Source organism: Rivularia sp. UHCC 0363 (assembly GCF_034931125.1).
GTDB lineage: Bacteria > Cyanobacteriota > Cyanobacteriia > Cyanobacteriales > Nostocaceae > Rivularia.
Map to the genome: position 1 here is coordinate 17,075 of NZ_JAYGHM010000007.1, position 26,982 is coordinate 44,056.

21 protein-coding genes are annotated in these 26,982 nt (G+C 37.8%); 11 read left to right on the top strand and 10 right to left on the bottom strand.

Translation table 11 applies throughout. The features are described 5' to 3' along the window. The first annotated feature begins 166 nt into the window (after window positions 1-166). The 3 genes from VB797_RS05910 (at window position 167) to VB797_RS05920 (ending at window position 1,993) form a co-directional block, all read left to right on the top strand. On the top strand, window positions 167-310 hold the full coding sequence (locus VB797_RS05910) for a hypothetical protein (protein ID WP_323236732.1): 144 nt from the start codon (window positions 167-169) through the stop codon (window positions 308-310). Window positions 311-491: 181 nt separating this feature from the next. Beyond that, window positions 492-1,265, top strand: a complete 774-nt coding sequence (locus VB797_RS05915) for a pentapeptide repeat-containing protein (protein WP_323236733.1) — start codon at window positions 492-494, stop codon at window positions 1,263-1,265. A 98-nt stretch (window positions 1,266-1,363) separates the two neighbouring features. Then, a complete protein-coding gene (locus VB797_RS05920; protein WP_323236734.1) occupies window positions 1,364-1,993 on the top strand; it encodes a TenA family protein in 630 nt (209 codons plus the stop codon). A gap of 326 nt (window positions 1,994-2,319) precedes the next feature. On the opposite strand, the gene VB797_RS05925 is transcribed toward VB797_RS05920, so the two are convergent. Next, window positions 2,320-2,673, bottom strand: coding sequence for a DUF5615 family PIN-like protein (locus VB797_RS05925; protein WP_323236735.1), 354 nt, complete (start codon window positions 2,671-2,673; stop codon window positions 2,320-2,322). Continuing rightward, window positions 2,670-2,906, bottom strand: coding sequence for a DUF433 domain-containing protein (locus tag VB797_RS05930; RefSeq protein ID WP_323236736.1), 237 nt, complete (start codon window positions 2,904-2,906; stop codon window positions 2,670-2,672). The genes VB797_RS05925 and VB797_RS05930 overlap by 4 nt, the downstream gene beginning before the upstream one ends. A 315-nt stretch (window positions 2,907-3,221) precedes the next feature. Between VB797_RS05930 and ilvD the strand changes: the two genes are divergently transcribed. The 5 genes from ilvD to VB797_RS05955 all read left to right on the top strand — a co-directional run bounded on the left by ilvD (window position 3,222) and on the right by VB797_RS05955 (window position 12,143). Continuing rightward, complete coding sequence (gene ilvD, locus VB797_RS05935) at window positions 3,222-4,895, top strand: dihydroxy-acid dehydratase (RefSeq protein ID WP_323236737.1); 1,674 nt, start codon at window positions 3,222-3,224, stop codon at window positions 4,893-4,895. A 613-nt stretch (window positions 4,896-5,508) separates the two neighbouring features. Continuing rightward, entirely contained in the window at window positions 5,509-8,073 is a 2,565-nt protein-coding gene (locus tag VB797_RS05940; RefSeq protein ID WP_323236738.1) for a sigma 54-interacting transcriptional regulator, read from the top strand. Window positions 8,074-8,877: 804 nt separating this feature from the next. Further along, a complete protein-coding gene (locus VB797_RS05945; protein ID WP_323236739.1) occupies window positions 8,878-10,089 on the top strand; it encodes an aminotransferase class I/II-fold pyridoxal phosphate-dependent enzyme in 1,212 nt (403 codons plus the stop codon). Further along, the gene (locus tag VB797_RS05950; RefSeq protein ID WP_323236740.1) at window positions 10,079-11,092 is read left to right on the top strand and encodes a glycosyltransferase; all 1,014 of its coding nucleotides are present in this window, start codon (window positions 10,079-10,081) and stop codon (window positions 11,090-11,092) included. The genes VB797_RS05945 and VB797_RS05950 overlap by 11 nt, the downstream gene beginning before the upstream one ends. Beyond that, a complete protein-coding gene (locus tag VB797_RS05955; protein ID WP_323236741.1) occupies window positions 11,073-12,143 on the top strand; it encodes a GNAT family N-acetyltransferase in 1,071 nt (356 codons plus the stop codon). The genes VB797_RS05950 and VB797_RS05955 overlap by 20 nt, the downstream gene beginning before the upstream one ends. Window positions 12,144-12,305: 162 nt before the next feature. Here VB797_RS05955 and VB797_RS05960 read toward each other — a convergent pair whose 3' ends face one another. The 3 genes from VB797_RS05960 to VB797_RS05970 all read right to left on the bottom strand — a co-directional run bounded on the left by VB797_RS05960 (window position 12,306) and on the right by VB797_RS05970 (window position 16,851). After that, window positions 12,306-15,377, bottom strand: a complete 3,072-nt coding sequence (locus VB797_RS05960) for a carboxypeptidase-like regulatory domain-containing protein (RefSeq protein WP_323236742.1) — start codon at window positions 15,375-15,377, stop codon at window positions 12,306-12,308. After that, window positions 15,374-16,204, bottom strand: coding sequence for a P pilus assembly protein, chaperone PapD (locus VB797_RS05965; protein ID WP_323236743.1), 831 nt, complete (start codon window positions 16,202-16,204; stop codon window positions 15,374-15,376). Before VB797_RS05965 ends, VB797_RS05960 begins: the two co-directional genes overlap by 4 nt. A gap of 164 nt (window positions 16,205-16,368) precedes the next feature. Next, complete coding sequence (locus tag VB797_RS05970) at window positions 16,369-16,851, bottom strand: hypothetical protein (RefSeq protein ID WP_323236744.1); 483 nt, start codon at window positions 16,849-16,851, stop codon at window positions 16,369-16,371. Window positions 16,852-17,888: 1,037 nt separating this feature from the next. Here VB797_RS05970 and VB797_RS05975 point away from each other — a divergent pair. Both VB797_RS05975 and VB797_RS05980 read left to right on the top strand, forming a co-directional pair. Beyond that, window positions 17,889-19,583 carry an NAD-binding protein gene (locus tag VB797_RS05975; protein ID WP_323236745.1) on the top strand — a complete coding sequence of 565 codons (1,695 nt, stop codon included), beginning with the start codon at window positions 17,889-17,891 and terminating at the stop codon, window positions 19,581-19,583. A 70-nt stretch (window positions 19,584-19,653) separates the two neighbouring features. Continuing rightward, window positions 19,654-19,815, top strand: a complete 162-nt coding sequence (locus tag VB797_RS05980) for a hypothetical protein (RefSeq protein WP_323236746.1) — start codon at window positions 19,654-19,656, stop codon at window positions 19,813-19,815. Between the two features lie 9 nt (window positions 19,816-19,824). On the opposite strand, the gene VB797_RS05985 is transcribed toward VB797_RS05980, so the two are convergent. Then, window positions 19,825-20,625 carry an HAD family hydrolase gene (locus tag VB797_RS05985; protein WP_323236747.1) on the bottom strand — a complete coding sequence of 267 codons (801 nt, stop codon included), beginning with the start codon at window positions 20,623-20,625 and terminating at the stop codon, window positions 19,825-19,827. A 165-nt stretch (window positions 20,626-20,790) separates the two neighbouring features. Between VB797_RS05985 and VB797_RS05990 the strand changes: the two genes are divergently transcribed. Next, window positions 20,791-21,603 (top strand): hypothetical protein, encoded by an 813-nt coding sequence (locus tag VB797_RS05990; protein ID WP_323236748.1) that lies wholly within the window; start codon window positions 20,791-20,793, stop codon window positions 21,601-21,603. A 234-nt stretch (window positions 21,604-21,837) separates the two neighbouring features. Here the strand turns inward: VB797_RS05990 and VB797_RS05995 are convergent, their stop codons facing one another. From VB797_RS05995 to VB797_RS06010, 4 genes are all read right to left on the bottom strand, one after another. Then, the gene (locus VB797_RS05995; protein WP_323236856.1) at window positions 21,838-22,539 is read right to left on the bottom strand and encodes a DevA family ABC transporter ATP-binding protein; all 702 of its coding nucleotides are present in this window, start codon (window positions 22,537-22,539) and stop codon (window positions 21,838-21,840) included. A gap of 168 nt (window positions 22,540-22,707) precedes the next feature. Further along, complete coding sequence (gene devC / locus VB797_RS06000) at window positions 22,708-23,859, bottom strand: ABC transporter permease DevC (RefSeq protein WP_323236749.1); 1,152 nt, start codon at window positions 23,857-23,859, stop codon at window positions 22,708-22,710. Between the two features lie 91 nt (window positions 23,860-23,950). Beyond that, window positions 23,951-25,360: an HlyD family efflux transporter periplasmic adaptor subunit gene (locus VB797_RS06005; protein ID WP_323236857.1), complete on the bottom strand. Its 1,410-nt coding sequence runs from the start codon at window positions 25,358-25,360 to the stop codon at window positions 23,951-23,953. A gap of 786 nt (window positions 25,361-26,146) precedes the next feature. Continuing rightward, window positions 26,147-26,884 carry a phycocyanobilin:ferredoxin oxidoreductase gene (locus tag VB797_RS06010; RefSeq protein ID WP_323236750.1) on the bottom strand — a complete coding sequence of 246 codons (738 nt, stop codon included), beginning with the start codon at window positions 26,882-26,884 and terminating at the stop codon, window positions 26,147-26,149. Between the last annotated feature and the right edge of the window lie 98 nt (window positions 26,885-26,982).

Sequence of the window (26,982 nt, forward strand, 5' to 3'; positions counted from 1 at the left end):
GTTAATTTTTGACCTTTGACCTTTAACCTTTGTCGTGACAAGAGTCACTCCATTCTAAGACCTCGATCGCAATATGTTGACTCGGTTCTCACTTAGTTTTTAAAAAAGATGAGTTATAACTAAAGCAAAAATACGGATACGTTTATAGTTTGCTCAGGGGAATTATATGTGGGAGAAGCTTTTGGTGTCGATTGGGTTAACGTTTACCCTTCATTTATGTACGCAAGTAGGTTTGTTCTCTCTTAACCGTAATATTCAGGAAAATATACCAAACGAAATTTGGACTATGGCGCAAAAACGCGATCGCTAAACATCAGTTTTGCGTTATTGATTGATAATTATAATAGTTGATATAGCCGAAATTAAGCCTCTCCCGATGTCGGGGGAGGTTTTTAATAGTAGGGTTATTACTTAGTAGTTTTATGGTGATGGTATTGATTTTTCTAGGTTAAGCTGGGTAGTCAGAATCTACTACTATTGAGTAACTCCATATGAAAAACCAATTCGCTATAGCTACAATCGTACTTGTTTCAACTTTGGGTTTCAGTACCACAGTCCAAGCAGCAAAATCCGAACACGTTAGACAGTTGCTAGCAACCAAGCAATGTCCAAACTGCGATTTAAGTAATGCGGGTTTGGTAATGTCCGATTTATCTGGAGCGGATTTACGCGGTGCTAATTTGAGCGGTGCAAATCTCAGTCGTGCAAACTTGAGCGGAGCCGATTTGCGCGATGCTAACTTGAGCGGTGCTGGATTATTCGGTGCGAATTTAAGCGGTGCGAAACTCAGTCGTGTAAATTTATTAGGTGCCGATTTAAGAAACACTTATCTTGTAAATGCACAGCTAACAGATGTCGCTGTCGAAACCGCTAACTTAGAAGGAGCAACTGGGATAAGCTCAGAAATTGCCAACCCACAACAGTTTTATGCTTGGGGTGTAGCTTCAGCAGAAAAAGGTAATTTACAGCAAGCAACAGAATATTTTAATCAAGCGATCGCAGTTAAACCCGATTATGCAGGAGCTTACCTAGCTCGCGGTATTGCTCGCTATCATATGTTAGATAGCAAAGGTGCTTTTGAAGATGCTCAAGTTGCAGAGAAACTCTTTACATCCCAGAAAAACACTACTGGTTTACAAACAGCACAGGTATTTATTGCAGAAATACAAGCACCTGTAGAAGGAAAAGTTCGTCCAGCAAAACCTACTTTAATGGACTTTGTAGGAAGTATTGGTTCTGTGTTACTTCAGTTTCTACCGTTTTAGTTGAGAAGGGGGAAAAGAAGTTAGGAGTTAGGAGTTATGAGTTAGAAATTAAGAGTTGAGAGCTATGGAACTATAATTGTTCATTGATAATTGATTAAATGTCTATTTCTAAAGAATTGTGGAAAGATAATCACGATTTGGCTTCATGTTGTTTGCAGCATCCTTTTGTTCGGGGAATTGCAGATGGTGATTTAGAACGGCAGAAATTCGCTTATTATGTGGGACAAGATGCTTTTTTCTTGCAATCTTTTGCCCGCGCTTACAGTATTGCTGCTGCTAAAGCTCCAGATTTTTCTGTATTCACCACGTTTCATAATTTAGCTGGTGGGGTGTTAACAGAATTGCAGCTACACCAAAGTTATGCTCGCGAGTGGGATGTAAATTTACAATTACAGCAACCGGGTAATGCAACTCGTCGCTACACAGATTTTTTATTAGCAACTGCTTGGGGTGGTGATATTGGTTTAATTGCTGCTGCTATGTCTCCCTGTATGAGTTTATATGCTTTTTTAGGAACGGAATTGGCGCGAGATGGGATTCCAAATCATCAATATGCAGACTGGATTCGTACTTACAGTGGTGCGGATTTTCAACCTTTAACGGAACAACTTGCAAATCTTCTTGATAATCATGGAAGTCATACTGCAACAGTCGCTGCTGCTTATAGGTATGCAATGTCATGCGAATTAGACTTTTTCCAAGCAGCTTGGGAAGGGGGAAGAAGTTAAGAGTGAGGAGTGAGGAGTAGCCCTGTCAAGGTGGCTGAAAATATCCTGGAAGCCCTGAAAAAACGTTGATTTTCAATTATGATTGCTTTTTTTCTTTTCCCGAAGGACTCATTTTTTATCAATAATCTCAGTTTATTGATAAAAAGCTTGAGAAAAAGATGAGATTCAATACGAGCATTAATGCAATAAAATAGCTCTCTTTCTTATTTTTAGCGTTTTTAAGCCTACTTCAATGCCACCTTGACAGGGCTAGAGTGAGGAGTTAGGAATTTAAAATTTGTAATTGGTATTTGATGCGATACTTCGGCAAATCCACACATTGAAACTTACAAATGAACAACAATTGAATCAAGAGTCATTTCAATGTAAGAGTAACCTTCAAATAATTCAACCAGCGATCGCAAGTTTGTGGCAAATAGTGCTTCTAGCTCTAAATTATTAATATTTCCTGTTGTAATAAGTAGTAATTTATAAGGCTCTTGCATAGTCAAGAAAGAATTTAAAAAATCATAATCCTTGGTAATTACTATACGTTCATCTCGCATTGATATAGCATTTATTTCTGTATCCGGTGTCGCATTTTTATTAGGTAAATCTTTTGTATGAATTGCATCGTAACCAGTAGATTCTATAAATCGAGCGAGTCGAACGGGTAATTGAGCATCGACAATAAATTTCATGAAGCAATTTTATGTATACTTTTAACTTGGCTAAGACGAACGGCAAATTGCAGAGCAGCAAAAATATCTTCCCGTTCTAAATCGTCATAATCTGCCAAGATTTCATCGATTGTCATACCAGAGCTAAGTAATTCAAGAATAAATTCTACAGGATAACGAAGTCCCCTAACACAAGGTTTACCGTGGCAAATGTCTGGATTATAAGTAATGCGTTGTAGAAAGTCGTTATTCATAAATATTGGCTTTGGTAAAGCATACATTTACTTATTTTATATAGTTTAGCTGCTCCCGATCGCACTTTCCTGACGAAGGTTTTAGAAGTTGGCATCAAGTCAGGATTGAAGTGAATATAAATTAAGTAGGTTTGTGTTACAAAATGTAAATCTGGCAAAATAAAGTGAATGCTTTTCTATTCCGTTTAATTAGACTGCGGACAAACTAATAAGTTTTCATGCTCATCTATTACCAGTTAATAGTTTCTGGTATTTTGAGATAATCTACTGATATTCAGCGCCTCGATGATAAATAACGGCGCAGAGGGAATGAAAATGTCAGATAATTTGAGAAGCCGAGTTGTAACGCAAGGGGTGCAGCGATCGCCAAATCGAGCGATGTTGCGAGCGGTTGGTTTTGGAGATCAAGATTTTAATAAGCCGATTGTCGGTATTGCCAATAGTTTTAGTACTATTACACCCTGCAATATGGGTATCAATACCTTAGCGCAAAGAGCCGAGCAAGGCATTCGCGATGCTTCAGCGATGCCGCAGATGTTCGGTACAATTACGATTAGCGATGGGATTTCGATGGGTACTGAGGGAATGAAGTATTCCCTAGTATCGCGAGAAGTAATTGCTGATTCCATTGAAACCGTTTGCACCGGACAAAGTATGGATGGTGTGCTTGCGATCGGTGGTTGCGATAAAAATATGCCGGGAGCAATGATTGCGATCGCCAGAATGAATATTCCCGCAATTTTTGTTTATGGTGGTACTATCAAACCTGGACATTACAACGGTGAAGATTTAACTGTTGTCAGTGCTTTTGAAGCGGTGGGAGAATACAGTTCTGGTAATCTTAAGGAAGAAGAACTTTTAGCAGTTGAGAAGAATGCTTGTCCCGGTGCGGGTTCCTGCGGTGGAATGTATACTGCTAACACCATGTCTTCGGCTTTTGAAGCTTTGGGTATGAGCTTGCCTTATTCCTCTACAATGGCAGCAGAAGATGCGGAAAAAGCCGACAGTACGGAAAAATCGGCGACTGTCTTGGTGGAAGCAATAAGCCACAAACTTCTACCCCACCAAATTATTACTCGTAAATCCATAGAAAACGCCATTTCCATAGTTATGGCAATTGGTGGCTCTACAAATGCAGTGCTGCACTTTTTGGCGATCGCTAATGCTGCGGGTGTGGAATTAACTATTGATGATTTTGAAACTATCCGCGCTCGCGTGCCAGTATTGTGCGATTTAAAACCAAGCGGTAAATATGTAGCCGTAGATTTACATAAAGCTGGCGGCATTCCTCAAGTCATGAAAATGCTGCTTGCTCATAACTTACTGCACGGCGACTGCATGACCATCACTGGTAAAATTATCGCGGAAGCTTTAGCAGATATCCCCGAAGAACCACGCGCCGACCAAGACGTGATTCGCCCGTGGAATAATCCCATGTATAAACAGGGACATTTAGCTATACTCAAAGGTAATTTAGCTACCGAGGGAGCAGTCGCGAAAATTAGCGGCGTGAAAACACCCAAAATCACAGGTCCAGCGCGGGTATTTGAATCCGAAGAAGCCTGCTTAGATGCCATACTTTCGGGTAAAATCGTCGCCGGAGACGTGATTGTAATTCGCTACGAAGGACCCAAAGGAGGTCCGGGAATGCGAGAAATGTTAGCTCCCACCGCTGCCATAATTGGAGCGCGTTTGGGAGATTCGGTAGGTTTAATTACTGATGGGCGTTTTTCCGGTGGAAGTTACGGAACGGTAGTCGGACACGTTGCTCCGGAAGCTGCTGTCGGTGGAACTATAGCTTTGGTGGAAGAAGGAGATAGTATAACAATTGATGCCAGTGCGCGGTTGTTGCAATTAGAAGTATCTGAGGAAGAAATAGCTAAGCGTCGCGCTAAATGGAAACCACCCCAACCCCGTTATACGAAAGGTGTTTTGGCTAAGTACGCTAAGTTGGTTTCTTCTAGTAGTTTGGGTGCGGTGACGGATTAGAACAATTTTGGATTTTAGATTGGGAGTGAGGAGTTAAGAATTTTTTCCCCTCTCTCCTTGTCCCCTTGTCTCCCCATCTCTCCTTCCCAAGCTAAATCTAAATTGCAATTTGTATTTGTATTCTTTAACGCAGAGGAACACAAAGGTAAGCGCGGAGGAACGCTGAGGAAATAAATGTAGAGGGAAAGGTTATTTCAAACTAAACATGATAACAAGTCAATAATAAGTACATCCCGATCGCTTTGAAAAGTTAAAAATTTAACGATTCCTGAAGCACAGATCCATGTCTAATTTAATACTCTATCCGGCGGTTTCAACCGCGACTACACAGACAAAACCCCTCCGGGTTCACTAGTTTGGCGGGACGGAAACCGACACCACCAACTAGATTCACCGCCTACGCGGGTTCTAAATTTACTAGTCCACGCAGGTGGTGAGAGCAGCCCCGTGCGGAGGTTCCCTCCGTTGAGGGGACTGCCGAACCCGAAGGGACTTTGCTTGTGTAGTAGCGGTTTCAACCGCCAGATATTCCGTTTAATTTTTATTGAAATCCCGATAATACTTTAATCCAGCCTAACCACCCCCTGAAATTCCCAGCACCGAGGGAAACACCATGAACACCTCCGAAAAACTAATCTGGCTACAAGAACGCACGGCTTTAGGAATACTCGATCCCGAACCAATAAACGCGATCACCAACCTTATTGAAGAAAAAGTTATCCCAGCAAACGAGCGTTTTGTGGAAGAAGAAACTCCACCCGCAGCACTCTATATATTGTTAGAAGGTAAGCTCGAAAGCGATAGTAAAAATAAAAATAATCCTGCTGCTTCTTGCGGTTTGCTTCCCGGTGCGGTGATTAATTTGCAAGAGTTGGTGTTGGATGAGTTAACTAAATGTTCGATGACAACTTTGAGTGAATGCCGTTTTTGGGTAGTAGCTGCGACAAAATTTAAAGAATTAATCGCACAATATCCCCAAATTCAAGGAGCTATTTCTCGTGGATTAGCTCAAGAAGTTGCACAGCTAACATCCGCACTTACTAACGAACAAGATCGTTCTCTTGCTTTACGTCCGTATTTAGTTACTAAAGCGCAACGGGGAGTTGTGGGGACAAGTCGTTATGCTGTCAAGTTGCGAGAACAAATCCGTGAAGCTGCCGACACTCGCGAATCTATACTAATATTTGGCGAACCTGGTTTAGAAAAAGATAATATCGCGGCTTTGATTCATTTTGGTTCTGATTTTCGCCGTCAACCGATTATTAAGATCGATTGCAGTATTTTACAGGTTAGCGGTGCGGATTTATTTGGACGTGCTGGTGGTAAACCGGGTTTAATTGCATGGTTGGATGAAGGTACTTTAGTTCTTAATAATATTCAGGAAACACCACCGGAATTATTACCAAAGTTAGCTGAATTTATCGAAACTCGTAGTTATAAGCCTGTTACTCGTCAAGGAGAACCTAAAGCAGAATCTTATACTAGTAAAGCCCGCATTCTAATTATTTCAGAACAAGTTCAGCCATTAATTAAACGAGTGGTTGATAAAACTATCAAAGCTCCACCCGTGCGGGTGCGGAAAACGGATATCAAAGCTCAAGTTGAATATTATATTAGTCTTTACGCTCGTTCTGAAGGCATTCGCAAACCGCAAGTAACCCCGGAAGCTTTACGTCGTTTGCAGTCTTACGATTTTCCCGGTAATTTAAAAGAATTGAAAAGCTTGGTGGAAAGAGCTATTGTCCAAGCTGATGGAGCAACGGAATTAACGGAAGAAATTTTTTGGTCTGCGGATACTAAGAAAAAACGTTTTCGCTTCAACTTATTAAATGGTTATCCACAGTTAAGAAAGTTTCTTCGCAGTGAATGGTATCCCGATCGCATCAATTATGGTGTTACTTTAATTGGATTTGCCGTTCTTATTGCTATTTTATTTCTTGGTCCGCAAACGCGAGATCAAAATTTTGGATTAAATCTATTTTGGGCTTGGTGGTGGCCTTTTTTCCTACTTCTATTCCCGTTTTTAGGTCGGATTTGGTGCGCGTTTTGTCCGTTCATGATTTACGGTGAAGTTACCCAGAAATTATCATTATGGCTGTTTCCCAGAAAACTTCAAAGTTGGCCGAGACACCAAGCTGAAAAATGGGGTGGATGGTTTCTATTCACCATGTTTGCTCTAATTTTTCTATGGGAAGAACTCTGGAATTTAGAAAATACTGCCTATTTGAGTGCTTGTTTGCTGTTATTAATTACCGCTGGAGCAATGATTTGCTCTGCTATTTTTGAAAGGCGGTTTTGGTGTCGGTATTTATGTCCTATCGGTGGCATGAATGGGTTGTTTGCTAAGTTATCAATGACAGAATTAAGAGCGCAGCAAGGTATTTGTTCGGCTACTTGTACAACCTATCAATGTTACAAAGGTGGCCCACAAAAAGGTGAAGGAATGGAAACAAATGGATGTCCTTTATATTCTCATCCCGCACAGTTGCAAGATAATCGAGATTGCGTGTTATGCATGACTTGTCTTAAAGCCTGTCCCCATCGCTCAGTTGAGTTTAATTTACGTCCCCCCGGTATCGAACTGTGGACAACTCATGTTCCTCATAGTTATGAAGTAGCGCTGTTATTTCTACTTTTAGGAGGAGTGTATCTTCATCGCTTACCTGAAATCAAAAAAGTGATGAATTTAGAATGGGATTTAACTGATTTTTGGCAGCATTCGGGTTTATCAATACTTTGTTTAATTATCCCCACAACCATTCCTTTTATAGCCTATGGTTTAATGCAAATTTTTTATCGCTTAAATTGCTATTTAAAAAAGACAAAATCTCAAAACCGAAATATAGTTAAACCTAAACCTTTTCTAGAACTTGCCTATGGTTATTTACCATCAGTATTAGGTGGTAGTTTAGCCCATTACTTACGTTTAGCTTTGAACGAAGCAGGACGGATATTACCAGTAAGTTTTGCTACTTTTGGTTTTGATGGTGCTTCCTTACCAATATTAGTAGCTCACCCCGCAGTCATCGCTTTTTTACAGGGTACTACTTTGATTTTCTCAACTTTATTTACCATATTATTAACCCAAAAAATCGCTCGTCAACCTTTACGCTGTTTGTTTTGGCAACACTTCGCAGCGATCACCTTAACAGTAAGTATGTGGATAATTATTGTATAAATTAGATATCAACATTAAAAGTGGCTAATTTGAATGAGGGGTATTACCCGGTATCGTAGATAGCAGTGAAAGGCTCTTCCACTTTAAACAAAGACTGACAAAGATGTTCATCTTCACATCTATTTGATAAAATAGTTTTATATCTTTAACAAAATTTAATCTTTGCTACGTAAAATTTATGTGATTCTATTTATACTAAAGAAAATAAATTATAAATTCATTGCAAGCAATGAGTATTCTAAGACTTATAAAAATCACTTCTAGCTTACTTGGTATGTAAATGTTTAACTGGTTAATCGTATTTTTAAATTAGTCGTTTATGTCATGCAGATACTAAGGAACTAATAGTAAGAAAGCTAAGTCCTGGAAATTGTATTAAATGCATATAGCTTTGGTCTATCGTTAAGTGTTCTATTAAATCGGAGCTAAGTTCTACGGCTAGATAGGTTTTAATTTTGTTGACTTAATTGTCATCAAATTTGTTATCCCCTTTAAAAAGCGGAAACGTTTAAAGTAAACTTTCAAGCTAAAATAGCTGTCTAATTATTAATTGATTCTCAATTGATTAAAAATAATTTTACGTTTTATTTCTCAGTATATTAGGCAGAAACAGGACTACATTAGGTATCATAAATACTTTATAAAGTAAACATTTTCTCACCTAATTTGTCTTTAAACGCCTTATTCTTTAATTGCCAACTCAAGACATATCCTGAAACGCTTGAGGGAAGGTTGAAAATATTTGATATCCCCACAAACGAGACAACATATGTCTGAATTTGGGCTTGTATTAAAGGCAATAATATGAAAAAAAAAATTAGCGAACTTGCTATTTTTGGCGGTTTACCGACTTTTTCAGAAAAATTACACGTAGGTCGTCCGAACATTGGTTCTAGGCAGATTTTGCTACAGCGTATTAACGATGTTTTAGATCGAAAATGGCTGACAAATAACGGACCTTTAGTACAAGAATTTGAGCAAGAGATAGCTTCTTTAGTAGGAGTGAAACACTGCATTGCTACGTGTAATGCAACTGTCGGTTTACAAATTGCCATTAAAGCTTGCGAACTCAAAGGTGAAGTCATCATTCCTTCATTTACTTTTATTGCTACCGCTCATGCTTTACAGTGGCAAGGAATTGAGCCTATTTTTTGTGATGTTGACCCCCATACTCATAACATAGATCCGCAAAAAATTGAGCCATTAATTACAGATAAAACTACTGGAATAATGGGAGTACATTTATGGGGACGGGGATGTAATGTAGAAGCACTTCAAGAAATTGCTCGTCGCTACAGCTTAAAACTATTATTTGATGCCGCTCATGCTTTTGGATGTTCTTATAGAGGACAGATGATAGGTAGTTTTGGGAACGCAGAAGTATTTAGTTTTCATGCAACCAAATTTTGCAACAGTTTTGAAGGAGGTGCAATTGTTACAAACGATTCGGAATTAGCTAAAAAAATTCGTTTAATGAAGAACTTTGGTTTTAGCGATTTCGATTGTGTTGACGACATAGGAATTAACGGAAAAATGAATGAAGTATCCGCCGCTATGGGGTTGACATCACTTGAAAGTATAGATGATTTTATTGATATAAACATTGAAAATTACAAACAATATCAACAAGAATTATCAAACATTCCAGGGGTAAATTTAATAGCTTACGACAAAAAGGAACGATGTAATTATCAATACGTCATCGTAGACATAGATGAGTCAATAACTGGAATTGACCGTGACAAACTTTACCGAATTTTGTGGGCAGAAAACATTCTCGCAAGACGTTACTTTTATCCAGGTTGTCATCAAATGGAACCCTATCGTTCTCGAATTGCCGATATGGGTTTGATGTTAACAAATACCAGACATTTAGCAGCGCGAATACTAGCATTACCTACAGGGACGGCAATAGGAAAAAGAGAAATTAGTAAAATTTGTCAGATTTTAAGGCTTGCAACTACAGGGGGAAAAATAACCAATGAAATGCTCTACCAAAATGTTTGTGCATGCTAATACGCAATCTCAAGAAAATCAGATCAAAGTAAGTGTATCTCTAGTTACTTTTAATCATGAAAAATTTATTGCACAAGCCATAGAAAGTATACTGTTGCAGGAAGTGAATTTTAATTATGAAATCATCATAGGTGAAGATTTTTCTAGCGATAAAACGCGGAAGATTGTGATTGACTATCAAAAACAGTATCCAGATAAAATTCGCTTGATATTACCTGAAGAAAATTTAGGCTGTTACGGTCAAAAGATTTTTGTACAAACGCTTCAAGCAAGCCTGGGTCAGTACATTGCTTTGTTAGATGGTGATGACTATTGGACTTCTCCCTACAAGCTACAGCAACAAGTAGATTTTTTGGATAGTCATTCTGAATGTGCAATTTGTTTTCATGACGTGACAATAAATTTTGAGGATCAAACTGCATTACCTCGGAGATATAACGATTTTGAGCCAAGTCAATTTTCCGATCTAGAAAACATTTTAAAAAGCAACTTTATCCCAACCTGTTCAACTTTATATAGAAGAGGTTTATTTGATGGATTTCCTGACTGGTACTACGATACCGTTTGCGGAGATTGGGTACTTCATATTTTAAATGCAAGACATGGCAAAATCGGCTACATCAATGAGTTGATGGGAGTTTATCGGGTGCATAGCAACGGTTTATTTAGCGGAATGAGAAAGATACAGCAGTCAACAGAGGTGATTAAATGTTACGGGCTTTTAAATGAATATTTGAATCTTGAATACAACCATATAATCAAATCGGAAGAAATTTATCGTTATTTAACTTGTTTTTCAATTTATCAAAAAGAGGGAACCAAGTTTCAGAAGAAACAATACATTCATAAGTTATTTGTAACTTTAGTTAGTCATCCGTTGATTAGCTGTATAGCAATTTCCAAGTTGATTAAGAGAATTATTCTTTTAAGAATTAATCGCAGCAAATGGCGGCTTAGAAAGCAGAAACTTAAACTGCTCACCCATGAATATTCAAGTAATTGATTACCAAAACCCTCTGTGGTTGCAAACTTTACGAAAACTACGCTACGATGTTTATCATTTACCAGAATATGTTCATTTGGAAGCAAAAAGAACTCACACGGTAAGCCAAGCTTTTGTAATTATCGACAATGAAAAAATATTTTTTTTACCTTTTTTACTTCGTTCTTGTAACGATATATTAGGTTCAAACGCACAAGATTTTTCTGATGCAATATCTCCATATGGTTATCCTGGTGTTTTATTAAGTGAAGCAGCTATTAATAGTTCTAGTTTTACAGATTTTGCTTTTCAGGAATTAAATAATTATTTAAAATTAAAGGGTATATGTTCGGCATTTTTTCGGCTACATCCTATTTTAGGTAATAGATCGAATCAAATATTTTCGCAAGACACAATGAATAAAATTGGTGAAACAGTTTCCATCGATTTAAAACTTTCAGAGTCACAAATTTGGGCTAATACCAGAAAAGGTCATCAAAGCACAATCAACAAGTGTAAGCGACTTGGATTTACTGCTAGGATGGTAAACTTAGTCGAACACGTCGAAAACTTTCAAGTGATTTATGAAGAAACCATGAATCGCGTAGCAGCAAAAAAATCTTATTACTTTGACCAAGAATATTTTTCCGATTTACTTAACTTAAATGAAAATATTCATTTATGCATAGTAGAATTAGACTCAGAAATTGCCGCAGCCTGTATACTTTTTGAATGTGGTGGAATAGTTCAAGCCCATTTAGGTGGGACTAAAAACAAATTTTTACAGCAATCTCCCTTCAATTATTTATTAGATTACGTTCGATATTGGGCAAAGCAACGCGGTAATGAATTAATGCACATAGGAAGTGGTGTCGGAGGTACAAAGGACAGTCTGTATCACTTCAAGACCGGTTTTTCCAAACAAAGACATGACTGGTTTGCGCTGCGATTGATTCCAGATCGAGAAAAATATAATTACCTAACTCATCTACGAGCAGAATCTTTGAATACTGGAGTTGATAAATTATTTCATTCAAGTTTCTTCCCTGCTTATCGTTCAAACGGTACTTAGACGTAGATTAAGCTATAAGTTTTAAGTCATTGAGTAGCTGTACAAACTCAATTTAATATTTGGTTTATATTGGAAACACGAAATACTTAAAAATGATCTAACTAAACTTAACGGTAAATATATAGACAATGCACGCTTAACTATTTATAAACAGCCGGCACTTTATAATTCTTCTGTATTTTTGTTTGAGGAAACACTTTGTTCTAGATTAATGTTCAGTTTTTTCCAAGATTGAGAAGTAGAATTAAGTTTAATTATATTTTGGGATAATGTTTGACCGTTAATTTGTAAATTGTAATCACCTTGCATTAAGTTTTCTAGATAGTAAACGCCAGCACTATTGGTAATTGAAAAATATTTCTTTCCAGTTTGAGATATTGCTTCGACTGTTGCACCAGCTAATGCATTTCCTTGTTTGTCCTTTACTACTCCTGAAACAGTGTAAGCCGGAACTAAGGGAATTGAAACTGGGGTGTAACTACCAGCGACAACTTCTACAGCATAAGCTGGTATTGAAGCTTGCCAATCAAAGGGGAAACCTGCGGGATCTAAATCGAGACGGTATTTGTTCGGAGATAAATTAAGCGAAGTCCAATTACCTGTTTTTTCTAGCTTAGTTGAACTTAAAGCTTGGTTGTTAAGCGAAATCAGCAAGTTTAAGTTATCTCGATATAGTTTTTCACCTGAGTCGCGCTTACCATTAGCATTTTGATCGAAAAAAGCTTGAAGCAAGATACCACCTTCAGTCCGCAAACTGCGATCGCGTCTGTTATTACCTCTTAATCCACCTTGCAAGTTAAGACTAGGTAAAAATTCTAAGCGAAATGCAGACCTATCCGATGTTAAAGAAGCACCTTGATATCTTCCTCGCAATTTCACTCCTGGAAAAATAGAAGTGCTAACAGAGGCAAGTAAACCAGAGCCTTGAGAACCAATTCCATAACCTAATTCAGTTTCCCAAACAGGACTACCATTGTAAATTTCTTTTTTTGAGCGATATCGCCAATTTAAACTCAATAAATCATTATCATCACCCGAGTTCAAGTTTGTCTCATAACCTAAAACCAAAGCATGTCCTTGGTTTGTATATCTGTTGTTACTGAAATAATAAGCTAATTCAGAGTTAGTTCCAGTTTCGCTTCCATCGGAGAAGAGTTCTATTTGTCCTAATCTTTGTAGTAAATTCCATTGCCATTGATTTTCTGTATTTACACTTAGATTCGCAAAGGTGAAAGCATTGCCACGACTGCGAATAAATCGCGCCCCAACTTTTGCAGGTTGTTGACTGTCGAGGACACTAAATACAGATAGATCCGGTTTTAACTGCCAATTAGCATAGAAACGACTGCCAAGAAAGTTACTGCTAAAGTTCGCCCGGAAATTTGTAGAAGGTATAAAAGTTATATCGCTATTAAAACGCCAATCACGATTTTTTTCGCCTGTAATTCCCGGTGTCAAGCTCGAAAGTGCCACTGATAAAGGAAATTTACGTGGCTGCCAATAAATTTCTGTTAACCCCCGTACTGAACCATTCTGAACGGCACCCAACCCCAATGTTAAATCTTCTGATACTCCCCAACGTTGTGTAACTCCACCGCGAAAATCTGTAAATTTACCGAGTAAGCTGTCAGTAAATTGACGTTCTGCTCCAACTGAAATCACTAAAGCTGATGCACCTTTGGGTAATTGTCCGGGAACACTGTTCAAAGTAACTTCTCGAATTTGCGGTTGAGCAGTAAGTCTACCTTGAGGGTAAAGATAAACTTGATATTGGGTAAAGGGAATTTCACCTTTAACAGCAACATTATCAAATTCGTAAGTACCATTACTATCTACTAAGACTTCACCAACTAAGCGATTAGTAAAACTTTCTACTAACTGCACCAAGGTTCCCGGTTCAGCCTGTCCTGTCACAGTTCTTCCTAGTTGAGTTGCTTGCAGACGCTGCTCTGGTAACGTGTTGAATGCAGATTCTGATGGTGCAAAGCCTTGACGTTGAATGGTAGTAAAACCCCAATAACTACCACTATTTCCCATATTCGACCAAAAGGGACTCTGAGAACCCACAATGTAATCCGCAGTTTCTGTTTGTCGTAAAAATTGAGCTTCGGCTAAATTCCATCTTTGCTGATCTTGGAATTGTAATCGTTCGGTTCGTAAAAACCAGCTACCACCGAAAGCTGTTCCAATAGCACTAACATCACCTTGCCAGTTTGTCGATTGATTTTCACCACCTTGAACTGTTAACCGTTGAGACACAGAAGATAAAGAAAATTTGGGCGCTTCTAACCTTGGTAAACCTTCTAAATTTACAGGTGTCTCATCAATTTTGTCAAAAAAACGGCGGTTTAACTGTGGAATATCGAGACGGATAGCATACTCTCTCATATCAAACTCAGCACCAACTCCAAAGTATTTTTTTAAGTCTTGAATAGAAAATACTAGTCCTAATTTAGGATCGGAGGTTAGCTCGTCTAGATTTATTCGAGTAGTAACAGTAGGCGATCGCAATTCTACTCGTCCATCTGGTAAGTTTTGAGCATTAAAGCCCAGGATGTTGAGAACTTCATTGTATGGCAGCAGCCAGTTTTCAAATTCTATGACCTGAGAACCATCTTCTCTACCGCGTACTAACATACTTTTTCTCAGATTCCGTGTCCCATTTAAAACTCCCACAGGAAAAGTTATAAATTGGGACGATGAGGAAAGTGCTGTTGGACTGGTATCAATACTATTCGTATTTGGTGTTGCAGACGGTTGTATTTTCGATTTATTAGAGGGAGTCGCAAGGGAATTTTCACCCTTGAGTTCAGAACTTGTAGGGATTGGAGTTTGAGAAATATTAATTTCTGTAGAGGCTGGAGATGGCTGTATTTTTGAGTTATTAAAAACAGGTAAAGCTTTTGCTGGAGTTGGTGTTTGATTGTAAGTCTCAAAGTTTGTAGAGACTGGAGACTCTAATTTTTTGGAGTTTTTGAGTTGAGTTATTAAGTTAGCTCTAGTGCTTTGATTCTTTTTAATTTTGTGTTTAACTTCTTTTGTACTAAAGTTTTCCTCTTTGATACTTGAACTTAATTCCATTTGCATGAACTCTGGAGGTGCAGCAGTGCTGTTATCAAAACTATCAATACCATCATTTCTGTTTGGTTTCTGGGTAGAAACAGATGTTTTAGATGATAGAAACTGCTGCGACTGTGGAAGATAATCTAAGGCTGGTGTCGCGACATCTGTCATTTTGCTTCCCCGACGTACCGACCAATATTTACTGGAACTTGAAACGATAAACTTTGAGATTTTTCATTCTGCTTCCAAATTAGTTTGCCACTAAGTTCGTACTGTCCTGGAGGTAAAAGTGAAGATTTTTCGGATAAAGATTCAATCAGAAGATTTCTTTTACTAAATGAAATTATAGTTGCTGGTTGAGTATTACCTTTACGAATAACTTTTCCATTCTGTTTCAATTCCCAAGATACAGCAGTACGTACAGAAGCAGAACCTTGGTTTTGCACGAGTAAGCGTAACTGGTTTTGTTGTTCGTCAAAGCTGCTATTGCTAACTGCTAATAATGGTGTTTGATTACCTTTTTGAATATATACTGTCGTTCCTACTCTAGTAATCATTCCGACATTTTTTGCGTTTGTACTATTATTTTTGACAAGACTTTCAGCAAAAACAACAGCACGATATTCGCCATCAGGTAAATTTGGATCTAACAGAGTTAGTAGACGAATTTTACGCGAACTTTTGGGTGAAATAGTTAGTTCTCTGGGTGAAAATTGCAAATACGAACTCAAGTCCCAATCGCTAGAAGATAATATTTGAAATTTCCCTTCTTGATTATAAGTAAAAGGTGCTGCAAAAATACTTACTCTAATTGGTTCATCGCTAGAATTACTAATATTAATTATTGATTCCGAACGACCGCGCACTGCTTGCGCTTCAATAACTATAGGTGAGGCTCCAACTTGAGCATTAACACTGTTATGGGTTAATAGAACGCTTGATAAAGTGATGCTTCCAAAACAAAAGTATGGAAATAGATTACGCAGAATATTTAACATATACAGGGTGATTTTGTTAATTTATAATAAAGATTAGAGCTTTAATTAAATAATGAAGAGATATTCAATTACTGCTCAATAATGACGGTAAATACACCCTGATTAAATGATAATTACGCAACGTCTTTCAACTTAGTCAAGCCGACAATTCTCAAGCTTACAAATTAATTAGGAGTTGCAGTGACAATTACTTTAAATCTATAATCTCCCGTGGGAATTGGCGAAGCACTAGTTGCAGTCATATCTACCTTAATTGTACTTTCAGCATTACCAGTAATTACCTTGCCAGTGGTACCGGGAAGACCGTCTAATAATGAAGCCTTTACAGAAAATGTAGCCCCTGTTGGTGCGGTAACAGCTTCGGGTTCAGAGGCTGTTACTACAGCGCCTAATAGACTGCTACAAATAACTTTAACCTCTCCAGAAGTCGCGCCATTATAAGTTGCAGTAGAACCTAAAGAAGTAGCACTGAATAATGCATTAGGAGTGACAGTACCATCTGTTTTGCTATTAAATTGACACCCAGAGGCATAAGTACCATTAAAGAAAACATCCTGGTTTGCTGGAACAGCTTGGGCTGAAAAAGATACTCCAAAAAAAGTACCACTAAACATGATGGCGGAAATGATTAATTTGCGATTAAGCATGGATTTGTTGTTAATTTACTAATGTTTGTTTTATATAAGTAATGCTTTAAAAATCCTCATAAAGTGCTGATCTATCCCAAAAATTCCCTCTAAGAATAGCTCTTTTAATCTCAAGCCGTATTCAGAATTAACACGGCTCCTATTATCAAAAGTGCAGAAATACTTTTAGGTTGTGGATAGATAGTTACGTGTATTTAGTATTTACAATACTAATAAACACAGAAATGGCAAGTTCAAAAGTAGAGTTAGAACTTCACATCTGCGTATAACACTTCATAATAATTTTTATAGCCTTACCCCTTGCTGTAAGTTATATCTTTGGTTTCATGTTTATGACACGTTAATTACACGGAAATTGCATAATAAATTGAGTTTAAAATACGTGTAAAGACGCAACTAATAAAAATAAATATCAGCCATTTGCTATTAACAAAACGGCCGAATTAGAATAACAGTATGCCTTATACAATAAAGCTGTAATCCATGTCTAACAGGCTATATAGGCGCTAATTTATTAGATTTTAGGCTTGCTAATCTGCTCTATATATGATTTATTTTTAGCAACAAAAGGAGATCAAAAAAGCAAGGTTGTGATTTAAATCACAGTATTTTGGTGTTTATATCACATTGAAAATCAAGCAATTTGAATACTATTTCTTTAACGAAGATTAATTGTAACAATTATGACGCTTTTAATCTCAGATTTCAAAATGACATCAAATGACTTTATTTTATTTATATATTTTTTGAATAGTGTGTGATTAGGTAAAAACAGGATTTTTACTTTTGTTTTTTAGCGTTTGCTTAAAAAGATCAATATCCGTTAAAAAGTAAGTTTAGATTTATAAAAGGTTATAGGTGTTAATGCCATCGTTGTTTCGTCTTTCCAAAACAGTTACACCCAATTAATTTTGTCTAACTTCTGATTACTTTTTAATATCGTTAGTTCAGCTACAGTTCTTGTGGGTGTAGGTGAGCCAAAATGTGAATAAACGCTTTTCTAATGCAGCTTTCCGTACCAATTATGCTGCTTTTATATGAAACCCCGAATTATTGTTTGTAGTTTAGGACGCACTGGATATAAAATCTTTCGTTTGCTCAGACAGCAGGGAGCCTTAGTTGTCGGTATCCATCATCAAGCTATTTCTGGTGAAAGAGCGGGAGATGTAATTGTTGGTGATTTACACGCAGCTAGTACTCTGAAAGCCGCAGGAGTTCAACAAGCGAACACTTTAGTCATTGCTGGAGGTGATGATGCATTAAATTTATGGATTGTAATGCAAGCGCGAGTATTAAATCCCCGGATTCGGATAATCAACCGCTTTTTTAATACTAGTTTGGGCGAACGTTTAGATTATACTTTACCCGACCATTTAAGTATGAGTGTTGCGGGTTTGGCTGCACCCGTATTTAGTTTTGCAGCATTAGGGAATAAAGCGATCGGACAAATAAAATTATTTAAACAAACTTGGCCCATACACGAAGAGTATATTCATTCCTTCCACCCGTGGAACGGTCGCAAACTCGATGAATTATGGGAAGACCGATCGCGAATGCTGATTTATTATTTACCCGTGGAGGGTGATTTAGATCTAGTATCAGCAGTCATGTCTGGACAAGAACTGCAAAAGGGCGATCGCCTCATTGTCGGTACTCAACCCCAAGTCCGTACTACTCGCAAGTCACTGATTACAAAATTACTCAAAGTCATCACGAATTTACGGCAATTTAGACATCACGCTCAGTCGGTGTTGGTAGGAGCAATGTTGCTAATGATAATTATTTCAATCGCAACTCTTACTTATGTCTCTACCGACTTGAATATGTCTGTAATTGATGCCCTGTATTTTTCTGTAGGTATGATTACTGGGGCAGGTGGTAACGAAAAAGTAGTCGAACAAGCTCCTACAAGTATCAAGCTATTTACCGTCGTCATGATGCTGGTTGGTGCAGCGATATTTGGTATTTGGTATGCTTTGCTCAACGATTTTGTACTGGGAACCCGTTTTAAACAGTTTTGGGATGTAGCACGAGTACCCCGACGCAATCACTATATTGTCTGCGGCTTGGGTGGTATTGGGATCAAAATTGTTCAGCAACTCCATGACAGCGGACAGGAGGTTGTAGTCATTGAACCCAACAGCAACGGTAAATTTGTAAATACCGCTCGCAGTTTGGGTATTCCCACAATTCATGGTGATGCTAGTTTTCCAGAAACTCTTAAGTCTTGTAATGTTGCCACCGCAGCCGCTTTGATTGCCGTTACTGGCAACGATGCAACCAATATCGAAATTGCTCTCAAAGCCAAGGGATTATCATCGAAAATTACCGTGGTAGTAAATTATGCAGAGCCTGACTTTGCCCGCATGGCACAGGAAGTATTTGACTTCGAGGCAGTCTTAAGTCCCGCAGAGCTTGCTGCTCCAGCATTTGCCGCTGCTGCCTTGGGCGGCAGAATTCTCGGCAACGGCATCACCGCCGATAGCTTATGGGTAGCCTTTGCGACAATAATTACACCTTCACACCCATTTTGCGGTCAGAAAGTCAAAGAAGCAGCCATGTCCGCAGATTTTGTACCTTTATATGTAGAAACCAACTCCCAAACCATCCACGGTTGGGAATTACTCGAAACCTGTTTAAGCGGTGGGGATATGCTGTATTTAACAATGCCCGCAACTCGCCTGTATCAATTGTGGCGCTATACTCCTAAGATTGATGCTGTCAATTATTGATTGGGAATGGGGAGATGGGGAGATAGGGGGATAGGGGGATGGGGAGATGGGGAGATAGGGGGATAGGGGGATGGGGAGAGAAAAGGGGATAATTAAACTGTTAATTCTTAACTCCTCACTGGTTGGTGAGCTTGTCGAACCATTAACTATTCCCTGTTCGTTGATAACTAGTTCAAAGATTTTCGACTACGCTCAGAAGATATTGCGGAATATGAAGGCGATCGCAAACTAAGATTTTTTATCAGTCTGCTAAGGAATGCAATTCCCCGCTCTTAGCCTGCAACAAATAATTAGCTAACTCGCAAAAACCTTCACCTTCTGAATTCTCGGTAATATAAACGGGTTTATGTTCTAACTTATCAATATATTCCCGTACATTCGCAACACCCACGGATACACCAAAATAATTCTTGTCAAACAAACTTTCATCATTGGGACTATCACCGACAGTTACAACTTCATCTAAGCTATATTCGGGAAAATATTCTCGCAGCACTTGCGATAAACCAACAGCTTTATCCTGCTTCAAAGGTTTGATATGACATTGAACGTTGCTGTAAGTAAATCCCCAGTCTAATTCCTCACATTGGTGTGAAAGTGTTTTTAATGCAGCGCTATCTAAACCCGCAACATCAAAAGTCCAATCGGTGATGCGAAAACGATTGTCGGAAGATTCTTGAATTTGCGGAAAATCAAGCTGTAATTGCTGAAAAACAGCCGCCAAATCTCTTCTATACTTATCTAAATCTTGTATCGACGTAATCGCAACCGCTCGATCGCTTTGAAAAGGATAAAACAAACCGCCATTTTCGGCGATCGCCCCTATCACTGGTAAATAATACGCTAAACCGCTAACCCAACCAGCGGAGCGCCCGGTAACAATTATCACTTTGATCTTAGCTGCTGCTAAATTTTGTAAAGCTTGCAGCAATGCGGGAGTAAATTTACCCTTTGTAGTTAAAGTCCCATCCATATCTGTAGCCACAAGACGGATTTTGGTCAAGCAGTTGCTGTAAGGAGGCTGAGGAAGTGATAAGGACATTTAGATTGGGGAATTTGGAGGAAAAAAGACAGAATTAAAAGTTACTTTCTAGTTGATTTCTAGTCAATTTATAAATTTTTCCAAGAAAATATAATCATATCGCAAAATGAAGCCGCGAATTTGGGCATCCTAACAATCAGGAGTCCAATTTTGATTGTGCTTATTATGCCAACTTTAATCCTTCTTGCTCAATCTAAGCCAGCGAACACAGCGAAAACAAAGACATCTCAAGAGGTAGCTCCAGCTACGAATACTCCAGATGCTCAATCACTTCCATTACCAATAATGATATCTGGAGGACTTACTTTGATGGTGATTGCGTTGATCATTTATGGCAAAATCCAAATCCGTCAGCTAGAGAAAAAACTTAAATTTGAAAAATTTCGCACACGAGAGTTAGAGAAAAAACTAAAGCTATCACTCCAAACCATGCGAAAAATGGAAACAAACCCCGATTTAATTAACTCGCGAGAATTCAACCTCGATTATTTGCGAATGCGAATGGAAGAAGAAGTTTTTCACTTTGCGATCGTTAACCAGATAAAAATCAAAATTAAAGAAAAAATTTCTCAAGCACTACGTCCCAACCACGACCAAAAAGGAACTGTAGGAATTGCTAATAGCAGTGGAAGACAGGTAGATGAAACCTTTGATGTCGAGTATGAAACTGGTGCTGCGACAAATAATGGTAAGCGAGTACTATTTCGCATTCAAATTCGGTTGATGAAATTGCCTACACAAGCAACTTCAGTCACCATTAGTCAATTGATTGACTGCGTTGAAACTTACCTAAGTCCCGCAGAAGACCATGATACCTGGCAGCCCACAATCCAAGGTAGAATTGCTTTTATGCATTGGGATCAAAAAGCCAAACCAACACCTTTACTAGTATTAGAACAATCAAACGAAGGTGTGAATGTAACTTTTCGTACTAGTCGTCCTGGTAATAGCGGCATCGTCAATCATTCTAATAAATAACAAAATTAGTTGGAGAGAATTAGCGACAAACAGTTATCTTTTTCATCTACCACATTAGATACTGTAACTATATTTTTAATGAATAGGGAGTAGGAAAAGATTACATTGGTAATCTAAAGCTGTTAGGAATAATACATGATTTGATATCCAAAAAATATCTTTACTCATCTACAACTGATTTTAGATGCATAAAATTTGACTGATTTAATCCAAAATTATTTCGGATATTAACACTTAACTGCTCACTGTTAACCGTTCACTAGTTAAAACACCATCTTCCATATTTATAATTCGGTCAGCAATATCTAAAATACGACTATCATGAGTTACTAATAAAATAGAAGTTCCTTGTACTTTAGCAAGATGCTGCATTATTTCAACAACATCTCTTCCAGACTGTTTATCTAAAGCTGCTGTCGGTTCATCAGCGAGTACTAATGGGGGATTATTTACCAAAGCACGAGCAATAGCTACTCTTTGTTTTTGACCACCAGAAAGATTGTCAGGAAAATAATCAACTCGATTTGCTAAACCCACTGATTTTAAAATATCTTCGGATTGAGTGATCGCTTCTTTTTGAGAAATAGATTGATTTAATTCCGCTGCTATTTGCACGTTTTGTCTAGCTGTTAAAAAATCTAGTAAATTATGTGCTTGAAAAATATAGCCAATATTACGTCGGGTGCTAACTAATTTTTTTGGACTAGCTCGATAAAGTTCTTCCCCCAAGAATTTCAAACTTCCTTCTTGTACCGAACGTAAGCCACCAATTAAGCTAAGTAAAGTAGTCTTACCCGAACCAGAAGGACCAGTCATTAGAACAATTTCACCCGGATAAATATCCAGATTAATATTATACAAAATTTGTTTTTTTAGCTCACCTTTTCCGTAATAGTGATTAAGATATTGAATGGAAATAACAGGTTCTTTACTCATCATAAATGTATTAGTTATAGGATTTTGGATTTTGGATTTTAGATTTTAGATTTTGGATTGAAGTGAGAAGTGACGAGCTAATACCACCAGAGTTATTAATCAGTGTCATCAGTGTCATCCACTTAATCCGTGTTCGGAGTAATTTTCTTATAGATAATTGATCATTGATTAAAAAATGTCCGCTGGGTCGGCTGATTTCAACTTTTTAACGGCAATTGTACCGGAAGTAAAACACATCAGAATAGTTAAAATTAGTACCGTAATTGCTCTACTGCTACTCATGAAAACTGGTAAAAGAGTAGCCGCTCTTGCCTGTTGGTATAAAAATAAAGCAACAGCAAATCCTGGTAAATATCCCAAAACAGCCAAAATCAGGGCTTCTTGAAGAATTACAACTAAAAAGTAATTGTGCGGATATCCAATTGCTTTGAGAGTGGCATATTCAACTAAATGATCTGAAACTTCGGTATAAAGTATTTGATAAACAATCACAGTTCCGACAATAAAACCCATGATTGTTCCCAAAGTGAAAATAAAACCAATTGCCGTACTGCTTGCCCAAAAGCTTCTTTCAAAATCAACAAATTCTTCTTTTGTTAAAACGCTAACATCTGTATTTAAATAGCTTTTCAACTGTTGAGCAACAATTTTTGCATCTGCACCAGGCTTTAATTTAATTAAACCAATATCAATTAATCCGGGCTGACGATTGACAAAAATTCTCAGAAAATTAACATCGCTGGTAATTAAATTTCCGTCTGCTCCAAATGAAGCACCAAGAGTAAATAATCCTCCAACTTTGACTAACTTTCTTCTAACCTCTGCCGTAACATTTTTCCCTTGTTCAAACTGAGCCGTGATTGTTCCATATTCCTGTCGAGAAGAACGGTCATATAAAACGACATTTGGTAATTGAATTTTGTCTAAATTTTCTTGAACACCGGGAAGATTAAATACATTATGTTGGGGATTCATTCCTATAACCAAAAGATTTCTAGGAATACCAGTTTGGGGATTTTTCCAACTTGTATAGTCTATATATATTGGGTAAACCGACTCTACCGGCTGTAAATCTAGAGCTTGGTAAAGTCTATTTTGAGAAAAAGTTTTCATCGACAGTAAAGCACTCGACTGACGATTAATTAAAACAATATCTCCTTCTAAACTATTGTGTAAACGAACGTTACTGTAATACAAAGAATCGCGGAAACCAAGCTGCATAAACATTAAAACATCCGCAAAAGCAATTCCTGCTAATGCTACTGCTAAACGAGCCGCTTCACGCTTAAGTTGTAACCACGCTAAAGGTAGTTTTGCCATATAAAATTTTGGATTTTAGATTTTAAATTTTGGATTAGAAGTAAGGAATTGGGTCTTAATCTTTAATCTTTGACCTTTCTCCTTTAACCTTTTAAATTTGAATCGTAGCAATCACTTTAGCGTTGGTTAAACCTGCTACTCTCTGTGCATCTTGTTCGGATAGAGAAATCTTGACTTCTACAACTCTGGCATCTACATCTGCCGCAGGGTCATTATTTAGTACATCTTTCTTACCTATTTTTCTACCAATTTCAGATACAGTCCCCTGTAGATTGCCGCTGAATGCTCCATTATCACTAACTATGGAAGCTAACTGTCCCAGACGTACTCGACCAATACCCGATTCGGGAACTTCAGCTACAACAATCATTTCGTCAGTACGTCCAATTTCAGCAATACCCTCAGCACTCATCGTTTCTCCTGCTTTGGTATGTATTTCTAAAATTTCTCCGGTAATTGGTGCGATTACATAACTCAACTTCATATCCGCTTCGGCTTTTCTCATTTGCGCGATCGCACTACCAACTTGAGCTTGTGCCATTTGAGCGTTACTAGGACGAATTTCTTGAAGTCTCTCTAAATTTGCTTTCTCTTCTTCTATTTGTTTTTGTAAAGTTATCAGGGTTTTATTTTGATTTGCTCTTGCTTCTATAAGCTGTTGTCGTAGAATTGCGATGGTTTTTCCTCTATCTGCTGTCGCTTGAGCAAGTTGTTCTCGCAAGCTGGCTATTACTTGTCTACGACTAGCTTGACTTTCGATTAATTGCTGAGTTGCAGTTTGTGCAGTCAGCTGTCTGCGATCGCGTTCTTGTTGAGAAATCGCACCTTGTCTATATAGTTGTTCGTAACGTTGAGCATCGACTTGAGCATTTTTAGCTTCTGCTTGGACTCTCGCTACTGTTGCTCTGAGAGAATCTTGTTGTCCTTCTAGTTCCACAGATAAACGATTTACCGTTGCTTGTTGAGAAATAGTTTCTCCCTGTAACTGTGCTTGCAAACGAGCGATTGTTGCATCGTTAGCTTTTTGTTCACCATCTAACTGTGCATTTATGCGAGCAATCACTGCTTGTTGAGCCTGAATTTCTCGCGGTGAACCGACTCTGACAATAGCTAGATTTGCACGGCTTTCTTGAATTTTGGCTTTTGCTTGTTCTAAGTTAGCTTGACTACCCGCAAAACTATCTAAAACGGCAATAACTTGACCTTTTCTTACCTTTTGTCCTTCTTTCACCAACAGTTGATCTACCCTCGATGTACCTTGTATCCCCGTTGGTGCAGAAAGTTTAATTACTTCTCCTTGAGGTTGCAAACGTCCAATTGCATTCACGCTACTTACTACAGGTGCGACTGGTACCTGTGTATTAGCCCCTTGCTCTATTCTCGCTTTAGTTAGTACTCCAGCAGTAATTGCTAACGGTACTGCTGCTGCAATACCCCACCAAAGTATCGATTTACCAGGTGGTTTCTCCCTTGGGACTGGTTTCTCACTCACCCTTGACATGGTATGTTGCTCCATACTTTTAATTTTGCAGAGCGGAAATAATCGTAATAAATAATTCCACCTCCAGCATTAAAGTTGCTAAAAATCATCAATTATTCTCGAAAAATAAGTTTAAAGAAGCTAGATGAAGTAAAAAAATAAAAAATTACATCTGCTGTATAATTGCTGTTTATTCAATCAGGAATTGTCATAGTGGGTAAGTTGCATGATGATTAAATTGTCCTAGCCAGATGATATTGATGTTTTTCTCAACTTTTGTTTTAAATGACAGTTTTTGATGAAATATTCAAGTATTTAAACTCCGTATTATTGTCTATTTGAGTAAAAGTAAAGCAGCAAAACTAAGCTTGAACTAAATTTATAACTTATTCATATCAATAGTTATATTTGCCTAAAGAATAATAATTGCAAATAAAATAAAGAAGTACTGCTGGATATTAACTTCCTAATACTTCGTATAGCAAATTTATTAGTTTTCTATAACTATATTTTACTTAAGCTAAATAAATTCTACATTCACAGTCCATATTAAAACGTAACAGAATCTACAGATGACTAATACGATAAAGATGGTTAAATAACTTGATTGTAAATGAATCATCTACATCCTTAGATAACTATTTTAATCTCAGTACAAATTACATATTCTATTAGTTGTAAATATTGGAGGAGAGCCTTCAAAATATAGTTTACAAGCTGAGCTTTTGAATTGGAATCAACAGAAAATTGGTACGAAAAAACCCGGCTTTATCAAAAAACCGGGTTGGTGAAATTATCATAAATTATTTAAGAAGGCATATCAAATAAAACAGTTGTCATATAATTTTCAGCCCATTCCGAACCAAAAGCCTTTTCTAACACGCGGCGAGTTTTATCGTTTTGCTGTTGTTTAGTACAGTAATTTAATTGTCCTTCCAGCAGCTTACTTGCTGTTTCAGATGAAACGGTTTTTGCAGCAATAGCATTTTGACAATGAATTTCTAAAAAACTTTCAACCCGCGAGAGAAACATCTGTTCTTCTTCAGGAGAACCAGGACGTATAAAAATGCAAAACTCAGAAAAAATCTCTCCCCATTCAGGTAATTCGCGAGGTTGGGAGAAATTGAGCGTAGGTAGCGCACCAAGTTGGGTATTGTAACTAGATGGTAAAGTACGGTTCATATTCAGCGGAGACAAATCGGCGATCGCAGCACTAATTTGACCCCTACCTCCGACCAAATCGCAACCAAACATCGGTAGATCGTATTCCGGATAAGGAAACATCACGCAATGCAAAATATCCAGCATTGAACCAACCTTTGCCAATTCCATGTGTAGCTTGCGGAACTGAGGAGTTTGGTAACAGCGATTTTCAATAGTAAGTTTTTCACCTTCTAACTTACCTTCCACATAACCCAACTCCGCAGGTAAATGATAAGGAGATAAATCCAAATGTTGATGCCAAACTTTTTCGATGCTATCAGCTAACCGACGTATGAGGGGATGTTGTTGCTCGCGGAGCGAAGATTTGGTTGCAGACGACATATTTAAACCAACAAATTCTATTTAATAGTCAGTCTACCGCTATGAGTTATTAGTTATCAATTGTAGTGATGGATGAGACGGATCGCTTTTGAGAAGTT